Below are 16,868 nucleotides of genomic sequence, written 5' to 3'. Positions count from 1 at the left end.
ATCCCGACAGAAATGAAGATACCCCCCATGGGTATTACACGCAAGTGTGAGTTGATCGGCCGCACCGATCGTTCCTCGAGTAGTCGCTTCCGCCGTGCTCGTAGTTCCCGCGGCGGCTGCCGCACGCCGGTGCACACCGTAATTCGATCCACGCGACCTGGACATGCCCTGCGTGACCGTGCCGACGTAGCGGGCGAGGGTTGCCGAATGAATCACATCAGGTGAATGACTAATCTCGGGCCGCGCACCTGTCGTAGCCACCGGTTAGGCTTGACCACCGTGTTGTCAGTTGTTCCGAGCCCAGTCATCGTGCGAGCCCCGTCCAAGGTGAATCTCCATCTCGGCGTCGGTGACTTGCGTGCGGACGGCTATCACGATCTGACCACGGTGTTCCAAGCACTATCGCTGAGCGACGATCTAGAGATCTCGCCTTCGGCCTCGTTGATGGTGCGGGTCGCGGGCGAGGGTGCGGCGGAGGTGCCGACCGACCGCACCAACCTGGTGTGGAAGGCCGCCGTAAGGCTCGCGCATCTGGCGGGCCGGGCGCCGCTGGTCGAAATCGCCATTAACAAAGGTATTCCGGTGGCGGGCGGGATGGCGGGCGGCAGCGCGGACGCCGCCGCCGCGCTGGTCGGGCTGAACGAACTGTGGGATCTCGGCCTCAGTCGCGACGAATTGTCATCGGTGGCAGCGGAACTGGGCAGTGATGTCCCTTTCGCGCTGCACGGTGGTACCGCACTCGGCACCGGCCGCGGTGAGCGACTGCTTCCGGTGTTGTCCCGCAATATCTTTTACTGGGTGCTCGCGCTCGCCAAAGGCGGGCTGTCCACCCCCGCGGTATTCGGCGAACTCGATCACCTGCGGGAGAACGGTACCCCGCCACGTCTCGGTGAGCCGCAAGAGTTGATGCAGGCATTGGCTTCCGGCGACCCGAAACAGCTTGCGCCGCTGCTGGGTAACGATATGCAAGCCGCGGCCCTCTCGCTGAAGCCGGAACTGCGCCGCACCCTGCGCGCGGGCGTCACCGCGGGCGCGCTCGCCGGTCTGGTCTCCGGTTCCGGCCCCACCTGTGCTTTCCTGTGCGAGAGCGCGGAGTCCGCCATCGCGGTCGCCGCCGAACTCGCGGGAGCGGGTGTGTGCCGCAGTGTTCGCACCGCGACCGGCCCGGTCCCCGGCGCTCGTATCTCGAGCGGCGAGGACCAGGGCAAGCGTTGATCAGCCGATGACCTCGGCGAGGCGGTCTACCTGGTCGGCATCGCGGCCGTAGCAGTAGAGCATCACCTCATCGGCGCCGAGATCGTCGAATTGTTTGATGGCGGTACGGATTTCATCGGGCGTGGTGAGCATGCCCGCGACCATGTAGTCGGCGCGGCCGCTGAATTCGTAGTAGGCGCCCATAGAGGCGCGGGCTTGTTCGACCAGGTCGGGCGCGCCGAGCGCGACATTGACCTGGGCGACGATGCGGGGCGCACCCTCGCGTCCGTGCTCGGTCCACGAGCGGCGGGCGGTGTCGAACAGGCCACCGGCCCATGACGGCGCGGCGGCGGCGAGGAAGCCGCCACCCCAGCGGCCGACACGGTCGATGGCGGCGGGCTGGAAGCCGCCGAAGAGCACCTCGGGGCCTTCGGGGCGCAGCGGAGCGGGGCCGACGGGGCCGCAGTCGGTGCTGTAGTCCTGACCGGACCACAGACGGCGCATGATCTCCATCTGCTCGTCGAGGCGACGGCCGCGGGTGCGCAGGTCGGTGCCGGAGGCGATGTGGTCGTCCTCGCGGCCGCCGACGCCGAGGCCGAGGACGAAGCGGCCGCCGGACATCCGGTCGAGAGTGGCGGCCTGCTTGGCGAGCAGCGTCGGTTCGCGCAACGGGGCGATCAGCACCTCGGTCTGCACTTTGATGCGCTGGGTCGCACCGGCGAGCATGCCGAGTGCGATCAGCGGTTCGGGGTTGTCGTAGACGAGCCGGTCGAGCAGGCCGAGGGTGGAGAAGGGGCCGGCATCGGCGCGGCGCGCCCAGTCGAGCAGGGCGGCGGGGTCGGCGATGGGCAGACCGAGACCGATGTGCATGAGAAACCTCCAGGTACGGGTAGTTGAACCGTGCCGCCCCTCGCACCTCGGGATGAGGTGGGCTCCCATTCTGCGGCTGTACTTCGAGAGCGCCATTCGGACTGACGGTGTTGTTTCGAGCGACCTGCAAGCAGTCGCTAGCTGACTCTTTCGAGCGACCTGCAAGCAGTCGCTAGCTGACTCTTTCGAGCGACCTGCAAGCAGTCGCTAACGTTGTTCGTAACGAACGTTGTTCGTTGAAATGACTGTAGACGAACGACGTTCGTTCCGCAAGTCTTCGGTGCAGCGCCCGATCCGCAGGTCGAGCGGTGCTCGGGGCGTCACATCGGCGGCCGCCCAGCGGGATCGGGCGATTGTCCTGTTCGGATCAAGGACGATGTCGCGTGAGCAGAACCTACCGCTGCGGGTGCCCACTTGTACGGCATGAGATGGCCAGGAGCGGGAACAGTACGCTTGTCAAGGGCGACAACCCCTTGCCCGCGCATTACTCGGAAGGATCCATGTCCAACCTGATCAACCTCGAACAGGTCTCCAAGAGCTTCGGGATCACCCCACTCCTGGACGCCGTCTCGCTCGGCATCCACGCTGGCGAGCGGATCGGTGTCGTCGGCCTCAACGGCGGCGGCAAGACCACCCTGTTGGAGGTGCTGACCGGCCTCGAGCCGCCCGACAGCGGCCGGGTGAGCCGGGTCGGCGGTCTGCGCCTCGCGGTCGTGACCCAGCGCGGCGTGCTGCCCGTCGGTGCGACCGTGGGGTCCGTCGTACTTGCCGGACTCGCCGATGACGCGATGACGGAGGATGTGGCCGAACACGAATGGGCCGCCGATTCACGCATCCGCACGGTGATGGAGGGCATCGGGATTGCCGGGCTCGGCCTGGAGACCTCGATCGACAACCTGTCCGGCGGCGAGCGCCGGCGAGTCGCCTTGGCCGCCGCGCTGGTCCGCGATCTCGACCTGCTCGTGCTCGACGAGCCGACCAACCACCTCGACGTCGAGGGTGTGCAGTGGCTGGCCCAGCATCTGCTCAACCGTCGCAGCGCGCTGGTGGTCGTGACTCACGATCGCTGGTTCCTCGACACCGTGGCCACCAATACCTGGGAGGTCGTCGGCGGCAAGGTCGAAAACTACGAGGGCGGTTACGGCGACTGGATCTTCGCTCGCGCCGAGCGCGCGCGGCAGTCCGACGCCTCCGAGGCGCGGCGCAGCAACCTGGCCCGCAAGGAACTGGCCTGGCTGCGGCGCGGCGCGAAGGCCCGCACCTCGAAGCCGCGCTACCGGGTGGAAGCGGCCGAGGCGCTGATCGCCGATGTGCCCGCGCCGCGCGACAGTGTCTCGCTGGCCGCGTTCGCCCGAAAGCGCCTGGGACGGGTCGTCATCGAGCTGGAGGACACCACCCTTACCACCCCGGACGGCCGGGAGTTGGTGCGCGACTTGACCTGGCGTCTCGCGCCCGGGGAGCGGGTCGGCCTCGTCGGCGTGAACGGCTCCGGCAAGACGACCCTGCTTCGCACGCTGGCAGGCGACGCGGAACCCGCTGTGGGCAAGCGCATTCAAGGCCAGACGGTGCAGATCGGTTGGCTGCGTCAGGAACTCGACGACCTGCCGACCGATATGCGAGTGCTGGAAGCGGTACAGCAGGTCGCGCAGCGAATCATGCTCGGTGACAGGGAGATCTCCGCGGGTCAGCTCGCCGAGAGGCTCGGCTTCACCCCGGCCCGCCAGCGCACCCCGGTCGGCGATCTGTCCGGTGGTGAGCGACGCAGGTTGCAGCTCACGCGCATCCTTATGGCCGAGCCGAACGTGCTGTTGCTCGACGAGCCCACCAACGACCTGGACATCGACACCCTGCAACAGCTCGAGGACCTGCTCGACAACTGGGCCGGCACCCTGGTCGTCATCAGCCACGACCGCTACCTCATCGAACGCATCTGTGATTCGACATGGGCGCTCTTCGGCGACGGCAAGCTCACCAACCTGCCCGGCGGTATCGATGAGTACCTGAAAAAGCGTGCCGCACAAGGTGACGTCCTGCTTCGAACGGGTGGCTCCGACGGCAAGCCCGCACCGGTGACCGACGCCGCGACCCAGCGTGCCGCCCGCAAGGAACTCTCGAAGCTGGAACGGGCAATCGAGAAGTTCGACCAACGCGAGCAGCGCCTGCACACCGCGCTGGCCGAGGCCGCGACCGACCCCGACAAGCTCGTCACCCTGGGCGCGGAACTCAAGCAGGTAGTCACCGAAAAGGAAGCCGCAGAAGAACGCTGGATGGAACTGGCCACCGACGCCTGACCTACCCGGGAAACACCATCCGCGCGGCCTAGCTGGTACCGGCGGTGCGGCCGTCCTGGACCGCCACGGGTAGGCAGGTCTGTACGAAGTCGGCGCCGAAACCGGTCAGTGCGATGCTGCGGTAGTGCACCTTCGTGCCGAATCCGGACCGCTTGAGCACCTCGCGGACCGGGGATTGCGCTTCGAGCAGTTGGTAGCGGTTCGGGTTGCCGACCGGTTCCTTGACGAATTCGATCAGTCCCAGCCTGCGCAGGTTGGGCAGGTACTGCTGGATGCGGTTCGGGAAGCGCAGTCCGGCGTGCTCACCGATCAGGTTGAGGCCGGACATGATTCGTTCGGCGCCGAGCCCACGCGGGCGTCCGGTGCGAATGTCGATCGACGGCTGTGGACCGTCGAGGTGCAGGAAGCGCAGGATGCGTGCCTCATCGGGGGTGAGTTCCGCGAGCATGCGTGCGAAGGCCGGGTGGGTTTCCTGATGTTCGCCATGTGTGCTCGCCGACAACCGCAGCAGCGCCGCGCCCTGCTCGCGCAGCGTCGGCAGCGCGGCGGGATCGGGCGGTTCCGGGGTGGCGGGCAGGCGCAGCGCTCTGCGCACCGCATCGCGTACTTCGGCCTCGGCCTCGGCGAGCACCTCGCGCGGTGGCGCACCGGCGACGCTGCCGCGCACGACCGTCGCGCCGACGCCGAGCGCGGTGTCGAAGGTCCACGCAGCGACCTCGGAAGCGGCGGTCACCGCGACCCGCGCAACTCCGGTCGCCGCGCGCACGGTCTCGAGCATCGACCCGGATTGTTTTCCACGCGTCGGCGATTCATCGGCAAACTGGATTTCGGTGACGGGCCGCCGTGCGATCTCTCTCGACGGTCCTTGCTGCTCGGGAGGCTCGACGGCCTGCATATCGTCGGCGTCGCTGCCGGGTCCCGTCACCACCATGTTGTTGCCACTCCTGTCCCGAAGATCAGGATATGAGCGTATCCGGCAAAGAGCCCGAGCACACCGCCATGGAGGAAAAGCAGCCATTCATCCTGTTTGATCGCCGATCGAAGCATGTCGACCAGGTCAGTAGGTGACAGAGCGGACATTTGCTTGGCGATGTACTCGTTGATCTGCTTGCCCTGCCGGACGTTGAACTCCGGATCGGCGAACGCGATCGGAGCGATGTTCATGGCCTCCGCGGTGAGCGTCGTCTGCAACGCGTCGTACTCACGGCTGCCGAGCACGAACTTGACCGCGGACCTGGCCGGTCCGAGCGCACGGTCGGCGGCTGGGCGCAGGGTGTCCTCGAGCATCTGCATCGTGCGGTCCGAGCGCGGGCCGTTGAGTAGTTCGTCGCCGATATTGGCGACGGTCATGACCTGGCTGGAGACCAATTCGGCATAGCCCGCCGTGATTTCGGACTGTCGCTTGATCAGCAGGCCCTGCCGCCACGGGCACCACCACTTGGGGTATGCGGGCGCGAAGATCATATTGATGCCGACCCAGTTGACCACCCAGCCGATGACGATGCCGCCGATCGGCAGGACCGCGAGCGAGGACCACCCCGTCGTGTGCAGGATCAAGACGAGCACCGCGCCCATCGGCGCACCGAAGTAGAAGCCGAAGTTGATCATGAACCGCAGCTCTTTCGCACCGAGCACCTGGAACAGCTGATTGAGCAGCTGTGGTCGGGCCTGGAAGTACCGGATGACCATCTGTTTCACATCGAGCAGCTGATCGATGTTCGCGCCGAGTTCCTGGGTCAATTCGCGCAGAATTTCCGGCAGTTGCTGCCGGACCCGGTCATGCACCATGTCGCGCACCTGGGTCGGCAGGTTGTACCAGAACTGGGGATGCTCGCGACGCAAAATTTCCTCGACGATGTCATGGATTTGCGTTTCCGCGATATTCGTCAAATGTTCGGCGAGGGCGTCGGGTTCGATCTCCCGATAGAAGTCGGCAATGCTGCCGAGTTTCGCGAGACCTTTGTCGACGGCAATGCTCGCCATCTTGTCCGCGCGGGAGGGGACGATGCCCTGCCAGCCGATTCTGCCGTCGTAGCTCAGCAGCGGAAGAACTTGAATTCGCTTGGGCAGGTATGGGTATACCGCACGCAGCCCGGGCCATCGGATGCCGTGGAATGCGATGGGACGGAACAGCATGAGAACGCCGGTCCAGTTGGTGATGTAGCCGATGATGCCGGTGAAGAGCGGAATCGTAATCAGTTCCAACACAATGGACGGGTGGAACACACTCTCTAACACGACACTCTCCTGCCGATATGCCGATGATCGCCGCTTCACCGGGAACTCAAAGTAGCACCCTGTCGGCGACTGGACCCTACTGTGAGCCGCGGAATGCGACCAACCTCGAGTGCGTCGGGGCACGCTCGAGTGTCTGAGACATCAGTCACAGTGTGTGTCCAGAATGTCGTACTGTCCATCTCGAGCGGAGACAATGACGACCAACACATCCCACCCGCGACAGGTATCGGGTGCTGGGGTTACGGCTGTCGGCGGGGTCAGCGGTGAACGGTGGCCACGCGGCCGAGTTGGACATACCTGGAAGGCTGTCGGGCAATAATCTTCTGTGGACGTATCCGTTCACTAGGCGATACATCGGAGTAGGACGTGGCAGAAGACAGGACCGGACAGGACGTGGCCCGGGCCGGTTCCCGCACGGTCGAGCGCAGCTCGGATGTCGAACAGCGGCAGATCAGCAATGAGGCACGGCTGATCCGAGGTGTGTTCCGGGCAGCGGGGCTGGCCGCGAACTCCGTGGTGCGCGGCAGTCAATGGGCGGTGAACACCTCCTATGAGGTGACCAAGGAGATCACGCAGGCCGCGCTGGAAGGCGAATCCTCGGCCGATATCGCCGAGCGCACCGGCAACGCGCTGCGATCGATCGCGCGCAGCGCGCTCGGTGTCACCGAGGGCTCGGTGCGCGAGATCGTCAGCTATGTGCCGACTTCCAATGGACCGGCGGCGCAGCAGGCGATCGGCCTCGGCGCGCCGCTGCATTCGGCCTCCATCGATGAGCTTCGCCGCCGCGGCGACGCGCTGCTTGCCCGCTCGGCGGATGTCTATTTCTCCGAGGACGTGCATCCGGCCTACGACCGAATTCTCGACGAGCTGGCCCCCGACGAGGCCCGCATCCTGCGCTTCATGGCGTTGAACGGCCCGCAGCCATCGGTCGACGTGCGGACCAATCGTCCGCTCGGCATCGGTTCGGAGTTGGTGACCGGCGATCTGACCTCGGTGCCGGAACAGGCGGGCGTCCGCTACCCCGATCGGTCGCGCACCTATCAGATCAACCTCAACCGGCTCGGGCTGACTCTGACCTCGGACGATCCGGTCGTACTGAGCCGATACATGGTGCTGGAAGTGCAGCCGGAGGTCGAGGCGGCGCTGAAGAAAGCGGGACGGGCGCCGAAGATCGTGCGCAAGAGTCTGCGATTGACAGAGTTCGGCGAGGACTTCTGCCGCACCTGTTTCACCATCGGAAGTTGATCGTCCACACCAGTAGCCGCCGGGATCGGGCGGCACGGTGATAGCAATCTGATACAAATCACGCAATTCCCGCAGCACAGCCGCTTCTAATGGGATTGTTGAGGTATGGATCAGGATGCGGTATCCGCCATCAGCAGGCTGAAATTCCGATACCTGCGGTCCCTCGACACCAAGTCGTGGGAGGAATTCGCCGACACCATGGTGCCGGAGGCAACGGCGACATACAGCGAATACCTGCAGTTCGAGTCGCGCGACGCCTTCATTGCCTTCATGCGCAACACCCTCGGTCCGCACGTCATCACCGAGCACAGATGCGATCACCCGGAGATCGACGTCGACGGTGACACCGCGACCGGCACTTGGTACCTCGCCGACACCGTGCTCATCCCCGCGCACAATATGTTGTTACGCGGCGCGGCCTTCTACAACGACAGTTACGTGCGCTGCCGCGACGGTCACTGGCGGATTTCACACACCGGCTATGAGCGCACCTACGAGGTTGTCCTCTCACTGAGCGACCTGCCGAGCCTGCGCCTGACCTCCAGCCGCTGGGGTCTGATCGCGCAAGAGGACGGCATCGCGTCGGTGGAACGGTACCCCGGCGCCGCGCCGCTGCGGCGTGAGCCGGAAGCCGGGTGACTCAGTCGGCGGCGGCGACCAGCGGTTCCAGCGTGAGCTTCGGGTGTTCCTTCTCGATGTACTGCAACCGCCACTTGTCGCTGAACAACGCGAGCAGCGCACCGTCACTGCGGGTGAAGACCTCGACCCCGCGCTGACGATCCAGCTCGGGCGCTGATTCGGCGTCGGTGCGCCTTGCCAAGGTGTAGGCCAGGTTTTCCATCCTGGTCTCGACGGTGAATTCCGCCATCATCCTCGCGGTGACCACCTCGAACTGCATCGGACCGACGGCGGCGAGCACGGGGGAGGCGTCACCACGAATATCGTTGCGCAGCACCTGCACCACGCCCTCGGAATCGAGCTGGTCGATGGCCTTGCGGAACTGCTTGTACTTGCCCGCGCTCTCCGCGCGCAGCACCGCGAAGTGCTCCGGCGCGAACGACGGGATAGGCGGGAATTCCACCTTTTTGTCCACGAACAGTGTGTGACCTGGGGCGAGTGCGGTCGCGTTGACAAGGCCGACCACATCGCCGGGGTAGGCGGTATCGACAGTGGAGCGCTCCCTGCCGAATACGGTCAGCGCGTATTTCGTCGCGAAGGGTTTTCCGGTCTGCGCGTGCGTGACGACCATGCCGCGCTCGAATTCACCCGACACGATCCGCATGAACGCCAGCCGGTCGCGGTGTGCCGCGTCCATGCCCGCCTGCACCTTGAACACGACCGCGCTGAACGGGTCGGTGGTGTTACGCGCTGCGCCTGCCATATCGGGGCGCGGGCCCGGTGCGGGCGCCAGCGACACCAGCGTTTCCAGCAGCTGCCTGACGCCGAAGTTCAGCATCGCCGAGGCGTAGATGACCGGTGAGGTGTGGCCCGCGAGGAACAGCTCCTGATCGTGGTCCTGCCCGGTGGCCGAGAGCAATTCGCTCTCCTCGGCCGCGGTTGTCCACGGTTCGCCCTCGCGCGCTTCGGCGGATTCCGGTGTCAGCGACTCCTCCGGCGCGATGGTCGCGCCGCCCGCGGTGCGGGTGAAGTGGATGTATTCGAGCGCGGTGCCGTCGGGGCCACGGCGAAGCAGGCCGCGGAAGTCACCGGCGATGCCGACAGGCAGGAAAAGTGGGGTCGGTGTGAGCCCGATCCGCTCGCTGATCTCGTCGAGCAGTTCCAGCGGCGCCTGGCCCGGCCGGTCCCACTTGTTGATGACGGTGATCACCGGGATGCCGCGGTGGCGGCACACCTGGAAGAGTTTCAGTGTCTGCGGCTCGAGACCCTTGGCGGCGTCGATGAGCATGACCGCGGCGTCGACGGCGGTGAGCACCCGGTAGGTGTCCTCGGAGAAGTCCGAGTGACCGGGGGTGTCGACCAGGTTGATCACATTGTCGACATCGGAGCCCGCGGCGCGGTAGTTGAACTGCAGCGCGGTCGAGGACACCGAGATGCCGCGCGCCTTCTCCATTTCCATCCAGTCCGAGACCGTCGAGCGGCGTCCGGCCTTGCCATGGATCGCGCCCGCTTCGGAAATCATCTTGGCGTGCAGCGCCAGCGCCTCGGTGAGCGTCGACTTGCCGGCGTCGGGGTGCGAGATCACCGCGAAGGTGCGGCGCCGGGCTACCTCGGCGGGCAGCCCGCGCGGCGTGGGCGCGACGACACCCTCAGTGGAGGCGGTCAACTTCAAACCCTTTCGCAGACGTCCGATCGGCAACCGTTCCAGCGTACGCGACCGATATAATCCCGACCCGACAGATCGGTTCGAGCGACCTGCAAGCAATCGTTAGCGGGGCTGAACGCCCCGATTCAACTCCCATAAGACCATTGCGCTATGGTGTTCGGGTTGTCTCGGCGAGGGTAAGCGCAGACCTTTGTGCTCACCGTGATCGACGCGGCTCGGCTTCCGGCCGTCCTCGTTCGACTTCGCCCGACGAGTAGACCAACCTTAGAGCCAGGGCGGAAACAGTCCCTGGTGAGCACTGTTGACCAAAGCCCGGAAGAGCCGTAGGGAGTAGATCCAGTCATGTCCGACGCCAACGTTCTCGAAGCCGCCGTTCGTACGGAGTTCGGCAAGGGCGCCGCCCGCCGCACCCGTCGTTCCGGCAATGTGCCCGCCGTGCTGTACGGCCACGCCAGCGACCCGCAGCACCTGTCCATCGACGCACGGGCCTTCGCCGCCATCCTGCGTGAGCACGGCACCAACGCGCTGCTGAACCTCGTCATCGACGGCAAGAAGCAGCTCGCGCTGACCAAATCCGTTGTCGTGCACCCGATTCGTCGTTACATCGAGCACGCCGATCTGCTGATCATCAAGCGCGGTGAGCGGGTCACGGCCGACGTGAACATCCTGCTGACCGGCAGCGCCGCCGTCGGCACCCTGATCACCCAGGAGAGCACCACGCTCACCATCGAGGCCGACGCGACCAAGCTGCCCGAGGCCATCGAGGTCTCGCTCGACGGCATCGAGGCCGGCACCCAGATCACCGCCGGTGGCATCGAGCTGCCGAGTGGCGTCACCCTGGCGGGCGATCCGAACATTCTGATCGTCAATATCATCGCCGCCCCTGCCTCCGCGCAGGAGACCGAGGAGGCCGCGGCCGCCGCCGAGAGCGCTGCCGCTTCCGAGAGCGCCGAGTAAGAACTTCAACGGGTCGGTTACTTCATGACCGAATCCACGACCGGGCCCGCGCTCGTAGTCGGACTGGGTAATCCAGGTTCTGAATACGAGCGCACCCGGCACAATGTCGGCTTTCTGGTCGCCGATGTGCTCGCGGAGCGCGTCGGCGGCCGTTTTGCCGTGCATAAGAAGTCCGGCGCGGATCTATTGCAGGCCCGCCTCGACGGCCGTCAGGTGCTCATCGCCAAGCCGCGATCGTTCATGAACCTGTCGGGCGGCCCGGTCGCCGCACTGGCCCGCTTCTTCTCCGTGCCGCTCACCGAGGTGATCGTCGTGCACGACGAACTCGATCTTCCTTTCGGTGCCGTGCGATTGAAGCGCGGCGGCGGCGAGGGCGGCCACAATGGCCTCCGCTCCGTCTCCAGTGCCCTGACCACCAAGGACTACCTGCGGGTTCGGTTCGGCATCGGCCGCCCGCCCGGACGCCAGGATCCCGCGGATTACGTGCTGAAGCCGTTCTCCGGCCCCGAGCGCAAGGAAGTTCCGGTGATCGCCGAGCAGGCCGCCGACGCCGTCGAGCTGCTGCTGCGCGTTGGACTGGAGACGGCGCAGAATCAGCTGCACTGAATTCGACCGCTCCGCCGGAGAACTCCCGTCGGCGCCTCAGTTCAGGTGGATGGCTGTGGCGGAGCGGCGCAGCTTGCCCGAGGAAGTCTTGGGGAGTGCGCCGGGGCCGAGGACAGCGACGGTACGCGGGCGGGCGCCGACCTCGGTGAAGACCGCGTGCACGATCTCGCGTTCGATGCGTTTCACCTCGTCGACTTTCTGGTGATCGTTGCTTTCCACCACCACCGCGAAGCTTTCACGTTTCTGGCCTGCGTCGAGGCGGACCGCTACGGCGTTGCCGGGGCGGACGCCGGTGACGCGCGTCGCGGCACGTTCGATGTCGGTGGGGTAGATATTGCGGCCGCCCATGATGATGACGTCCTTGATGCGGCCACAGACCACAACAAGGCCCTCTTCGGTGAAGTAGCCGATATCGCCGGTGTCGAGCCAGCCCTCATCGTCCTGTGCGGAGCGGAAGCCGTTGACGGTGATGTAGCCCGAAGTGACCGCAGGACCGCGTAATTCGATGACGCCGACCGATCGGGTCGGCAGCGGCAGACGCTCGGCGTCGACTACCCGGCCCTCCAGATCATCGACGAGGTAACCCAGCGTCGGCAGCCTGCGGACGTTGCCGTGGTGTGAGTGTTCGTCATGCACCGGCACCGCCTTGCCGAGTGCCTCCAGCAGATCGGCGTCGATAGTGTCGAGCACCTGCCCGTGCCCGGGGTCCGGGATCGACACGGCCAGTGTGGTTTCGGCCATGCCGTAGACCGGGGTCAGCGCCATCGGGTTGAGCCCGAAGCGTTCTCCCGCGACGGCAAGGGCGTCCATGGTGTCCGGGTCGACCGGCTCCGCGCCGTTCCACATGTAGCGGACGCTGCTGAGGTCTAGCGAACCGGGCTCGGCCTGCTTCAGCCGGCGGGCAAGCAGCGAGTACGCGAAATTCGGTGCCGCCGTGACGGTGCCGCGGTATCTGTCGATCAACTCGGCCCACAGCAGCGGGCGCATCAGGAAGTCCATTGGCGTGACGCACACCACCTCAGCACCGAATTGCATAGGGACGCTGAGGAATCCGACCATGCCCATGTCGTGGAACAGGGGCAACCAGCTGACCATCACGTCGTTGTCGAGCTGGAACTTCACCCGATCGAACATCGCGTATGCGTTGGCGAAGAAGTTGGCGTGCGTGATCCGCACCGCCTTCGGCGATCCGGTCGAACCGGAGGTCAGCTGCTGCAGCGCGATATCGGATTCGTCGGTCGGCACCGGATCGACCTCGGGGCCGTTGTACAGCTGGTCGATGCGCACCACGTTGATGCCACGCTCGCGCAGCAGCGACTCCGCGGCCTCGAACGGTGCACCGAGCACGACGGCTCTCGCCTCGATCATGGTCAGCACGGTCTCGGTGTCGCGGGCCCAGATCACCAGATCGGTGCGCGGGGTCGGCTGGTGCAACATGGTGATCGATGCGCCCCGCATCCAGATGCCCTGGCAGACGGGCGCGATATCGGCGGGCAGGCCCGCGAGCACGCCGACGGCATCGCCGTGTCCGATCCCAGCCTCGGCAAGTCCGCCCGCCATGCGTCGTGCGGTTCGATGGATCTCAGGCCAGCTCTGGCGCCGAGGAGCGTCGGGCTCCCCGGTCACGAGCCCCCGCGTGGAGGTCTTGGCCGTCGCATACATCTCGTCGGTGAACCTGCTCAATGTTCAACTCCCTCATCACCAACGCAGGTGGCCGGACGTACCTTCGCCCGAGCACCCCGCAGGCCGATTTCCGGCCTCTCTCAAACTATCCCGCCATTCGGACCCGGTGTTAACCCTCTTTCGATTTGTCGACCTGAGCGTCCGGGGCGGAGTCTCTGCGGTGGGGCTCGCCGCCGACGGCCTAGCGAGCGGCGCTGAAGGTGGCGGCGTAGCTGTCGACGTAGTGGCGGCCCGACCTCGCCGCGAGTTCCCGCATCAGCACATCGGTCGCGGTACGGACATGGGCGCAGGGCAGGTCGGTGTGCGAAACGATCGAGGGGTAGTACCGCGGTGCGCCCACGTCGATACGGACCTTGCCGAAGCGCCAGAATCTGCCGTCGCGCGGGTTCACCTTGTCAGTGCCGGACAGCACCACCGGTATCACCGGAGCGCCCGTCGCCATGGCGACGCGCAATGCGCCAGTTCGGCCGCGATAGATCCGGCCGTCGGGGGAGCGGGTGCCTTCCGGGTGAATCGCCCAGACACCGCCCGATTCCAAGATCTTCGTCGCGGCCGCGAGGGCATCCGCGGCCGCGCTGCCACCTGTCCGGTCCACCGGCACCTGTCCTGCGACGGTGAAGAACCAGCGCTGGAAACGCCCCTTGAACCCGGTGCCGGTGAAGTACTCCTGCTTGGCAAGGAACGTGACTCGGCGTGGCAGTACGAGCGCCAGGTACAGCGAGTCGATCACGGCAAGGTGGTTGGCCGCGATGATTACCGGTCCCTTATCCGGAACATTCTGAAGTCCTTCCACTTCGGGCCTGCCGAGCAATCGCAGCAATGGGCCGAGCAATACGTACTTGAACAGCCGGTACCACACACGCGCCTCCGATAAAGTTGTTGTAGACACTGTCTACATCATAGGGGTAGACAGTGTCTACACTCGACACCGATCGAATTCGACCTACTGAGGAGATCAGCAAATGGTTGAGGTAGACAATGTCTCCATGGTCGGAAACGAGTCGCTGCGGGAACGGCTGGTCGGTGCCGGTGTCGACATGCTCGAGGAGGTCGGCGCGGCTCAGCTCGGGCTGCGCGCGATCACCAGGGCGGCCGGGGTGTCACACGGTGCGCCACGCAGGCACTTTCCCACGCACAAAGCGCTGCTGGCCGCCATCGCCGCCCGTGGGTTCACCGATCTCATCGAACGGTTCACGATCGTCGAGGCCGGTGCCGTGACAGCACGCGAGCACCTGGAGTGGATGGGCGCCGAGTACGTCGAGTTCGCGGGACTTCGACCGGAGATGTTCACGCTGATGTTCCGCCATGATCTGCTCGAGGGGTCCGGCGAAAACCTGCGCTCGACAACCCTGCCGCTGTTCAGTCGCTTCGCCGCGCTGGTGCAGGAGGCCGCTCCGTCGGGCACGCCGGGGGAGCGGGCGGTCGCGCTGTGGACGAATCTGCACGGCATCGCGGCCTTGCAGGCCAATAGCAGCCTCCGGTTGGTCGGTCCGGCCATCGACGCGCGCGCACTCGTCGCGCAGATGATCGAATTGCACCTCACCTGAACGGATTACACACAGCTTCCGGCAACAACCATTCGACTACCTTCGATCAGTTCCGTGCGGCGAGCACCAGCGCGAAGCGGTTGTCGGGGTCGGTCCACACCTGTTCGGTGCTGAAGCCCGCGGCGGTGAACTCGGCATTGATCCCGTCGATGCGGAATTTGGCGGAGATCTCGGTGCGCATCTGCTCGCCGCGTGCGAATTCTACGGTGAGGTCGAGGTCGCGGACCCGAACGGTCATATCCTCAGTGGCCTCGAGGCGCATTTCGATCCATTCGTTCTCGGCATCCCACAGCGCGATGTGGGTGAACTTGTCGGGTTCGAAATCGGCGTCGAGCCGGTTGTTCAGTACGTGCAAGACATTTCGATTGAACTCGGCGGTGACGCCCGCGGCATCGTCGTAGGCCGGGACGAGGACGGCGGGGTCGATGACAAGGCCCGCGCCGAGCAGCAGTTGCTCACCGGGTTCGAGCACATCGTGGATGCTCGCCAGGAATTCGGCGCGTTCGGTGGGAGCCAGATTGCCGATGGTGCCGCCGAGGAAGGCGATCATGCGGCGGCCGCCGCCTGGCAGGTTGTGCAGGGTGTCGGTGAAGTCGCTGACCACGCCGTGAACGGCGAGGCCGGGGAACTCCGCGGCGATCTCGTTGGCGGCCGCACGCAGCGCCGAGGACGAGACATCCTGTGGGACATAGGTCTTCAGCGGACCCTCGGTGGTGAGCGCCGAGAGCAGTAGGCGAGTCTTCGCCGCCGAACCCGCACCCAACTCGACGAGGACCTCGGCCTGCGCGGTGCGCGCGATCTCGCCGACAACCCGTTGCAGCAGCGCGCGTTCGGTGCGTGTCGGGTAATACTCCGGGAGCGCGGTGATCTGTTCGAACAGTTCGCTGCCACGTGCGTCGTAGAACCACTTGGGTGGCAACGACTTCGGGTCCGCGGTGAGCCCGATGGTGGCATCCGCTCGCAACGCGGAGGTGAGGTCGTCGTCGGATAGATGGATCTCCAGCGTCGGTGCGGTCATATCGAGGTGCCTTTCGAATTCACGTCGTCGTACTCGGGTGACGTGGGTGCGGAGGGAAGTGGATCGATCGACAGCGCGCCGGGCCGTGCGGTGACCAGGCTCCGGTCCGGTATCGGCTGCCAGCGGGGGTCGTCGTCGAAGGGTTCGGAGGCGAGAATGGCGAAGTCGTCGGTGACCAGCGCCGAGAGCGAGTGATGCCAGGTGGTCGCCCACAATTGCGTGCCATCGCAGAGCAGGAAATTCAGCCGCGATCGCGGCGCGTGGGCGAGTACCGCGGAGACGAGCAGGCTCAGCGCGGCAGGCGCCGCGCCCCACTCGCCATCGGCCGCGCCGGTCGCGAGCAGGCCACGCAGAAGCACCCACAGCGTCGCCGAATCGGTGGCGGATTCGGCTTCGAGCAGTCGCGTCGGCTCGAATAATCCGTCACCGAGTTCGGCTGCGGTGCTGTCGAATTCCGCGGCGACCGCGGCAAGTGTGCGCGGCCAATCCGACACCACGCCGTTGTGGCTGAACGCCCAGCGGCCGTGGGTGAACGGCGCGCACGCGGTCCGCTCTATCGGCATGCCGACGGTCGCCGACCTTACCGAGGCGAGTACCGCCCACGATTCCAGTTGCGGCAGTACCTCTTCGACGGCCGGATCGGTCCAGATCGGTGCGGAATTGCGATAGCGGCTCACCGTCACCGCGTCGTCGTCGCTCTCCCGCCACCACGCGACGCCGAACCCGTCGGCGTTGATCGTGCCGCCGCGGCGCATGTCCTTCGGCGCCCACGCCTGGGTCCGCAGCGAATGTGTTCCGAGGGTGAGCATGTCGCCGACGCGCACCTGGGGGCCGAGATAACCGAGATGCCTACACATCGGCGGCCCTCGTCGCGCGCCGATCAAAGCCCTTGCCGGGCTGTGCTTCTCGGCCGTCTTCGAGTGCAGGAACTCGCC

General features: G+C 65.8%; 15 protein-coding genes. 7 read left to right on the top strand and 8 right to left on the bottom strand.

The features are described 5' to 3' along the window. Positions 1–279 precede the first annotated feature (279 nt). Complete coding sequence (locus ACLMAJ_RS02355; protein ID WP_412011760.1) at positions 280–1,215, top strand: 4-(cytidine 5'-diphospho)-2-C-methyl-D-erythritol kinase; 936 nt, start codon at positions 280–282, stop codon at positions 1,213–1,215. On the opposite strand, the gene ACLMAJ_RS02350 is transcribed toward ACLMAJ_RS02355, so the two are convergent. Then, the gene (locus ACLMAJ_RS02350) at positions 1,216–2,064 is read right to left on the bottom strand and encodes an LLM class flavin-dependent oxidoreductase (protein WP_412011759.1); all 849 of its coding nucleotides are present in this window, start codon (positions 2,062–2,064) and stop codon (positions 1,216–1,218) included. 500 nt (positions 2,065–2,564) lie between these two features. Between ACLMAJ_RS02350 and ACLMAJ_RS02345 the strand changes: the two genes are divergently transcribed. Next, positions 2,565–4,355 carry an ABC-F family ATP-binding cassette domain-containing protein gene (locus ACLMAJ_RS02345; protein ID WP_412011758.1) on the top strand — a complete coding sequence of 597 codons (1,791 nt, stop codon included), beginning with the start codon at positions 2,565–2,567 and terminating at the stop codon, positions 4,353–4,355. A 28-nt stretch (positions 4,356–4,383) separates the two neighbouring features. On the opposite strand, the gene ACLMAJ_RS02340 is transcribed toward ACLMAJ_RS02345, so the two are convergent. Further along, positions 4,384–5,286, bottom strand: a complete 903-nt coding sequence (locus tag ACLMAJ_RS02340; RefSeq protein WP_412011757.1) for an Abi-alpha family protein — start codon at positions 5,284–5,286, stop codon at positions 4,384–4,386. Further along, a complete protein-coding gene (locus tag ACLMAJ_RS02335) occupies positions 5,277–6,593 on the bottom strand; it encodes a hypothetical protein (RefSeq protein ID WP_412011756.1) in 1,317 nt (438 codons plus the stop codon). The genes ACLMAJ_RS02340 and ACLMAJ_RS02335 overlap by 10 nt, the downstream gene beginning before the upstream one ends. Positions 6,594–6,959: 366 nt before the next feature. On the opposite strand from ACLMAJ_RS02335, the gene ACLMAJ_RS02330 reads away from it, so the two are divergent. Then, positions 6,960–7,838: an Abi-alpha family protein gene (locus tag ACLMAJ_RS02330; protein WP_412011755.1), complete on the top strand. Its 879-nt coding sequence runs from the start codon at positions 6,960–6,962 to the stop codon at positions 7,836–7,838. Between the two features lie 105 nt (positions 7,839–7,943). After that, positions 7,944–8,477, top strand: coding sequence for a nuclear transport factor 2 family protein (locus tag ACLMAJ_RS02325; protein WP_412011754.1), 534 nt, complete (start codon positions 7,944–7,946; stop codon positions 8,475–8,477). A gap of 1 nt (position 8,478) precedes the next feature. On the opposite strand, the gene ACLMAJ_RS02320 is transcribed toward ACLMAJ_RS02325, so the two are convergent. After that, positions 8,479–10,122 carry a peptide chain release factor 3 gene (locus ACLMAJ_RS02320; protein WP_412011753.1) on the bottom strand — a complete coding sequence of 548 codons (1,644 nt, stop codon included), beginning with the start codon at positions 10,120–10,122 and terminating at the stop codon, positions 8,479–8,481. 342 nt (positions 10,123–10,464) lie between these two features. Between ACLMAJ_RS02320 and ACLMAJ_RS02315 the strand changes: the two genes are divergently transcribed. Next, positions 10,465–11,079, top strand: a complete 615-nt coding sequence (locus ACLMAJ_RS02315; RefSeq protein ID WP_412011752.1) for a 50S ribosomal protein L25/general stress protein Ctc — start codon at positions 10,465–10,467, stop codon at positions 11,077–11,079. A 24-nt stretch (positions 11,080–11,103) separates the two neighbouring features. Continuing rightward, positions 11,104–11,685, top strand: coding sequence for an aminoacyl-tRNA hydrolase (gene pth, locus ACLMAJ_RS02310; RefSeq protein WP_412011751.1), 582 nt, complete (start codon positions 11,104–11,106; stop codon positions 11,683–11,685). A 36-nt stretch (positions 11,686–11,721) separates the two neighbouring features. Here the strand turns inward: pth and ACLMAJ_RS02305 are convergent, their stop codons facing one another. After that, complete coding sequence (locus ACLMAJ_RS02305) at positions 11,722–13,368, bottom strand: fatty acyl-AMP ligase (RefSeq protein ID WP_412011750.1); 1,647 nt, start codon at positions 13,366–13,368, stop codon at positions 11,722–11,724. 181 nt (positions 13,369–13,549) lie between these two features. Next, entirely contained in the window at positions 13,550–14,227 is a 678-nt protein-coding gene (locus ACLMAJ_RS02300) for a lysophospholipid acyltransferase family protein (protein ID WP_412012021.1), read from the bottom strand. A 103-nt stretch (positions 14,228–14,330) separates the two neighbouring features. Here ACLMAJ_RS02300 and ACLMAJ_RS02295 point away from each other — a divergent pair, with 103 nt between their 5' ends. After that, complete coding sequence (locus tag ACLMAJ_RS02295) at positions 14,331–14,915, top strand: TetR/AcrR family transcriptional regulator (protein ID WP_412011749.1); 585 nt, start codon at positions 14,331–14,333, stop codon at positions 14,913–14,915. A 46-nt stretch (positions 14,916–14,961) separates the two neighbouring features. Here ACLMAJ_RS02295 and egtD read toward each other — a convergent pair whose 3' ends face one another. Continuing rightward, complete coding sequence (egtD, locus tag ACLMAJ_RS02290) at positions 14,962–15,933, bottom strand: L-histidine N(alpha)-methyltransferase (RefSeq protein ID WP_412011748.1); 972 nt, start codon at positions 15,931–15,933, stop codon at positions 14,962–14,964. Continuing rightward, positions 15,930–16,790 (bottom strand): ergothioneine biosynthesis protein EgtC, encoded by an 861-nt coding sequence (gene egtC / locus ACLMAJ_RS02285; protein ID WP_412011747.1) that lies wholly within the window; start codon positions 16,788–16,790, stop codon positions 15,930–15,932. Before egtC ends, egtD begins: the two co-directional genes overlap by 4 nt. Between the last annotated feature and the right edge of the window lie 78 nt (positions 16,791–16,868).

The organism is Nocardia arseniciresistens, from assembly GCF_046764875.1.
GTDB lineage: Bacteria > Actinomycetota > Actinomycetes > Mycobacteriales > Mycobacteriaceae > Nocardia > Nocardia arseniciresistens.
The sequence above is the reverse complement of the archived record's forward strand: the minus strand, read 5'-3'. Positions and strand labels throughout refer to the sequence as shown.